Annotated in this window: 5 protein-coding genes; 3 read left to right on the forward strand and 2 right to left on the reverse strand. The window is 69.3% G+C overall.

Features of this window, described 5'->3' with window-relative positions:
* On the forward strand, window positions 1-300 hold a 300-nt coding region (locus ACRDSK_RS31930; protein ID WP_431445126.1), incomplete at its 5' end, for a PfkB family carbohydrate kinase.
* 92 nt (window positions 301-392) lie between these two features.
* The gene (locus ACRDSK_RS31935) at window positions 393-1751 is read left to right on the forward strand and encodes a citrate synthase (protein ID WP_431445127.1); all 1359 of its coding nucleotides are present in this window, start codon (window positions 393-395) and stop codon (window positions 1749-1751) included.
* Between the two features lie 118 nt (window positions 1752-1869).
* Here ACRDSK_RS31935 and ACRDSK_RS31940 read toward each other — a convergent pair whose 3' ends face one another.
* Both ACRDSK_RS31940 and ACRDSK_RS31945 read right to left on the reverse strand, forming a co-directional pair.
* A complete protein-coding gene (locus tag ACRDSK_RS31940) occupies window positions 1870-3060 on the reverse strand; it encodes an ABC transporter permease (RefSeq protein WP_431445128.1) in 1191 nt (396 codons plus the stop codon).
* Window positions 3053-3955, reverse strand: a complete 903-nt coding sequence (locus tag ACRDSK_RS31945) for an ABC transporter ATP-binding protein (RefSeq protein WP_431445129.1) — start codon at window positions 3953-3955, stop codon at window positions 3053-3055. The genes ACRDSK_RS31940 and ACRDSK_RS31945 overlap by 8 nt, the downstream gene beginning before the upstream one ends.
* Before the next feature lie 154 nt (window positions 3956-4109).
* On the opposite strand from ACRDSK_RS31945, the gene ACRDSK_RS31950 reads away from it, so the two are divergent.
* Window positions 4110-4589 carry a YbaB/EbfC family nucleoid-associated protein gene (locus ACRDSK_RS31950; protein WP_431445130.1) on the forward strand — a complete coding sequence of 160 codons (480 nt, stop codon included), beginning with the start codon at window positions 4110-4112 and terminating at the stop codon, window positions 4587-4589.
* Window positions 4590-4779: the final 190 nt, after the last annotated feature.

Raw genomic sequence — 4779 nt, forward strand, 5'->3', positions numbered from 1 at the left:
GCCGCGGTCCTCACCCGCGGCGCGGGCGGCATCGTCGCGCTCACCGCGGACGGCGACGAGGTCGAGGTGCCCACGGTGCCGGCGACCGTGGTCGACACGATCGGCGCCGGCGACACCGTGCACGGAGCGTTGCTGTACTGGCTGCATTCGCGTGGCGTCGCGAACCCCGCCGCGGTACGCGGGATCGGGCCCGACGGCTGGCGCGAGGCGCTCGAGTTCGCGGCGCGTGCCGCCGCGGTCACGGTATCCCGCGCCGGGGCGGAGCCGCCGTACGCGGCTGAACTGGGAATTCACCCCTAGAGTGCCGTGGCCCACACCGTGTGGACTGTCCGGCCGGCGCGAACCGCACTAGCGTTACAGTAAAATGACAAAAGTTTTTGAGAGGGACACGCATGCCTGAGGCGAGGACCGTCTCTGCCGGGGCCGGCAGCGACAACCCCGTAACCGCGGGGGCAGACAACGGCGCGTCGGAATCCGTCGCGCTGCGCTATCCCGGTGGCGAGTACGACATGTCGATCACGCGTGCCACCGAGGGCGCGCACGGGATCAACGTCGGCAAGCTGTTGTCGACCACCGAGCTGGTGACGCTCGACCCCGGCTTCGTGAACACCGCCGCGTGCTCGTCGGAAATCTGCTTCATCGACGGTGACGCGGGGATCCTGCGCTACCGCGGGTACCCGATCGAGCAACTCGCCCAGCGCTCGACCTTCATCGAGGTCAGCTACCTGCTCATCTACGGAGAGCTGCCGACGCGGACGCAGCTCGACGAGTTCACCTCGAAGATCAGCCGGCACACGCTGTTGCACGAGGATCTGAAGCGCTTCTTCGACGGCTTCCCGCGCGACGCGCACCCGATGCCGGTGCTGTCCTCCGCGGTTTCCGCGCTGTCCACCTTCTACCAGGACAGCCTGCGGCCGTTCGACAACGAGCAGGTGGAGATCTCCACGATCCGCCTGCTGGCGAAGCTGCCGACGATCGCGGCCTACGCGTACAAGAAGTCGGTCGGCCAGCCGTTCCTGTACCCGGACAACTCGCTCGGCCTGATCGAGAACTTCCTGCGGATGACGTTCGGCTTCCCGGCCGAGCCGTACGAGGTCGATCCCGATCTCACGCGGGCGCTGGACCTGCTGTTCGTGCTGCATGCCGACCACGAGCAGAACTGCTCGACGTCGACGGTGCGACTCGTCGGGTCCTCGGAGGCGAACCTGTTCGCGAGCATCTCGGCGGGCATCAACGCGCTGTTCGGCCCGCTGCACGGTGGCGCGAACAGCGCGGTGCTGAACATGCTGGAGGGCATCCGGGACGATGCCGGTGACGTCGACACGTTCGTCAAGCGGGTGAAGAACCGCGAGGACGGCGTGAAGCTGATGGGCTTCGGCCACCGGGTGTACAAGAACTACGACCCACGCGCGGCGATCATCAAGAAGACTGCGGACGACATCCTGTCCCGCCTGGGCGGCGACGACAGCCTGCTGGACATCGCGAAGCAGCTGGAGGAGCGCGCGCTGGCGGACGACTACTTCGTCGAGCGCAAGCTGTACCCGAACGTCGACTTCTACACGGGCCTGATCTACCGCGCGATGGGCTTCCCGACGAAGTTCTTCACCGTGTTGTTCGCGCTGGGCCGCCTCCCAGGCTGGATCGCCCACTGGCGCGAGATGATGAACGACCCGGCCACGAAGATCGGCCGCCCGAGGCAGGTCTACATCGGCGCCACCGAGCGGGACTACGTCGCACTGGACCGGCGCTGACGACAAACACTGACGACAACACTGACGACGCCGCCCCGAGCCGAAGCTCGGGGCGGCGTTCGATATGGGGCACGCCCCCGACTCCCACCAGCGGCGAGCGTCCAGTGCCGCAAGCGTGTCAGCGCAGGACGTCGCGCAGCCGCAGCCGAGGTCCGATGTGGAGCACCGCGTTCCGGTAGACCATGCCGCCCACCCGAGCGAGGACCGCGATCGTCGCCAGCATGAAGGCGATCGACAAGGCCACCTGCCACGCCGGGGCCGCCGCGAGGGCGATGCGGCCCGGCATCAGGATCGGCGACAGCGGCGGCAGCAGCGACAACACCGTCGCCGTCGGCCCGGCCGGGTTGCGTGACAGGACCGCGACGCCCAGTACGAACGCCACCACCAGCAGCGTCGTGATCGGCATCAGCACCGACTGCACGTCCTCCTGCCGCGAAACCAGCGAGCCGACCGCCGCGAACACGGTGGCGTACAACAGGTAGCCGAGCAGATACCACAGCAGACCCCACGCCAGCATCCCCGCCGCCGGCCCCGAGATCGTCACCACCCGGGTCAGGACGGCCACCAGCAGACCCACGACGCCGACCGCGAACAGCTGGATCAGCCCGACCAGCCCGAGCCCGAGCACCTTGCCGGACAGCAGCTGCCCCGGTCGCACGGTCGCTAGCAGCAGCTCCACCACCCGGCTCGACTTCTCCTCCACCACGCCCTGCGCCACCATCGACCCGTACAGCAGCAGCGCGACGTAGAGCAGCACCACGATGATCAGCGCGAGCGCGAGACGCTGGTCGTGCTGCGGGTCCGCGGGCTCCAACGAGTCCACCCGCACGCCCGCCTTCGCGACCGTGGCCAGCACCTGGTCGGCGTCGAGCTCCTCGACCGACGCCAGCAGCCCGCTCAGCACCTGCTGCTGCACGAGTCCATTGAGGACGGTGCGCAGGTCCGGGTCGACATCGCCGCGCACCAGTACCGTCAGCTCCGCCGGCGCGCCGCTGACCAGCGCGTCCAGCTCGGTGTCGGACACCATGTCGCGGCCGGCCGCGAGGTCGGTGACCTCGGTCGTGGTGACGTCGTAGTCCAGCTGCATGGCGGCGTCGCGCAGCGGCCCGGCCACCGCGATGGCCTGCCCGTTGAGCCCGACGCGGGTGGTGTGGTCCTCGTCGAACAGGGTGCTCTGCGTGAGCACGAAACCGGCCAGCACCACCAGCGACACGGCCGTGCTGACCACAAAGGACCGTGTGCGCAGCCGGGCGTTCAGCTCGCGGCGGGCGACCAGGAACACCGTCCGCACGGGGCGGGGCTCAGTCACCACGGACCACGTCCCGGTACAGCTGCGCCAGCGTCGGCCGCAGCCGGGTGAACTCGCGCACCGGCCCGGTCGCGAGTGCGGCCGACAGCACGGCCTGGTCGTCCACGCCGTTGCGCAGGTGCAGCCGCGTACGTCCATTATGGACTTCGAGGACCTCGACGCCGGGCACCGCGTCCGCCCAGCCGGGCGGCGCGTCCGGCGCCTCCACGAGCAGCTCGAGGCGGCTGCCCGCACTGAGCTCGTCGACCGTCCCGCTGGCCACCATGTGTCCATTCTGGAGGATGCCGACCCGGTCGCACAGCCGCTCCACCAGGTCGAGCTGCCGGCTGGTGAACAGGACCGGTGACCCGGCGGCCGCACGCTCGGCCAGCACGTCGCCGAGCAGGGCGGCCCCGGCCGGGTCGAGCCCGGCGAACGGCTCGTCGAGGACCAGCACCTCCGGGTCGTGCACCAGCGCGGCCGCGAGCTGCACGCGCTGCCGGTCGGCGAGGCCGAGCCGCTGGACTTGGTCGCCGCGCCGGGCGCGCAGGCCGAGGCGGGCGAGCCAGATCTCGGCCGCCTTGTGTGCCTCGTTGGTGGTCAGGCCATGCAGTTCGGCGAGGTAGACGAGCTGGTCGAGGACGCGCATCCGGGGGTAGAGCCCCCGCTCCTCGGGCAGGTAGCCGAACCGCCGCCGGGTGCTCAGCGTGACCGGCTCGCCGCCGTAGCGGACCTCGCCGGCGTCCGGAGCGAGGACGCCGAGCACCAGGCGAACCGTGGTGGTCTTGCCGGCACCGCCCGAGCCGGCGAGCCCGAAAAGCTCACCAGGGGCGACGATGAAACTGACGTCCTGGCAGGCCACGACCTGGCCGTAGCTCTTGGCGACCCGCTCCACCTCCAGTACCGCTGGTGGCACGCCTGTCCTCCGTCGCTCGCTGTGGTCGACCATCAAGAGTATCCAGGCCCGCCGACCACGCATGATTACCGGGCGTCCGCATCGGATTACGTTTGAAAATTGTTGGCACGACTACAACGTTCGGCGGTCCTTGCTCGCGTATCTTCCGGCGAGGATGCAGGCGTTGGACCGGCGGCGACAGTGGAGTGACGAGGGCATGGACCCGGACAAGTGGTTCGCGCAGTACGACGAGAAGCTGCGGGATGCGGCCCAGAAGGCGGAGAAGGCGGAGAAGACGCTCAAGACCGTTGGTGGGTCGGCGACGTCGCAGGACGGTGAGGTGACCGTCCGAGTGACCGCCAGCGGCGCGCTCAGTGACCTGGTGCTTCGGCCCGGGGTGCGGGACATCGAGCCCGAGCACCTCGCGCGGGTGATCCTCGAGGCCACCCGCCAGGCGCAGCGGGACGTGGGCGCGCAGGTGGTGGACGTGATGACCAAGTTCGTCGGCGAGGGCGAAGCGCTCGAGGCGGTCAAGGAGCACCTGCCCGAGGGCTACACCGGCGACGGCAAGGAGGACGTCTTCAACATCGAGAAGCACCGGGACAAGCGTCCCGACGACGACTACTTCGAGAACCCACCAGAAGTGATCAAGTGAGAAGCGCCCCCGGTCGGGTCGGGCCGGGGGCGTTCCAGTTTCGACGAAGGATCGGCGGATTTTCCATGGGTGAGGGTTTCAACGTTGTTGTGGGGGAGGTGCGGCTGCACGCGGAGACGGTGACGACGATTGCGTCTCGGGTGCGGTCGGCTTCGGGTGGTGTGCAGGAGTCGGTGGGTGGGGGTGCGTT

The organism is Actinophytocola sp., assembly GCF_050699915.1.
In the GTDB taxonomy this organism is placed as follows: domain Bacteria; phylum Actinomycetota; class Actinomycetes; order Mycobacteriales; family Pseudonocardiaceae; genus Actinophytocola.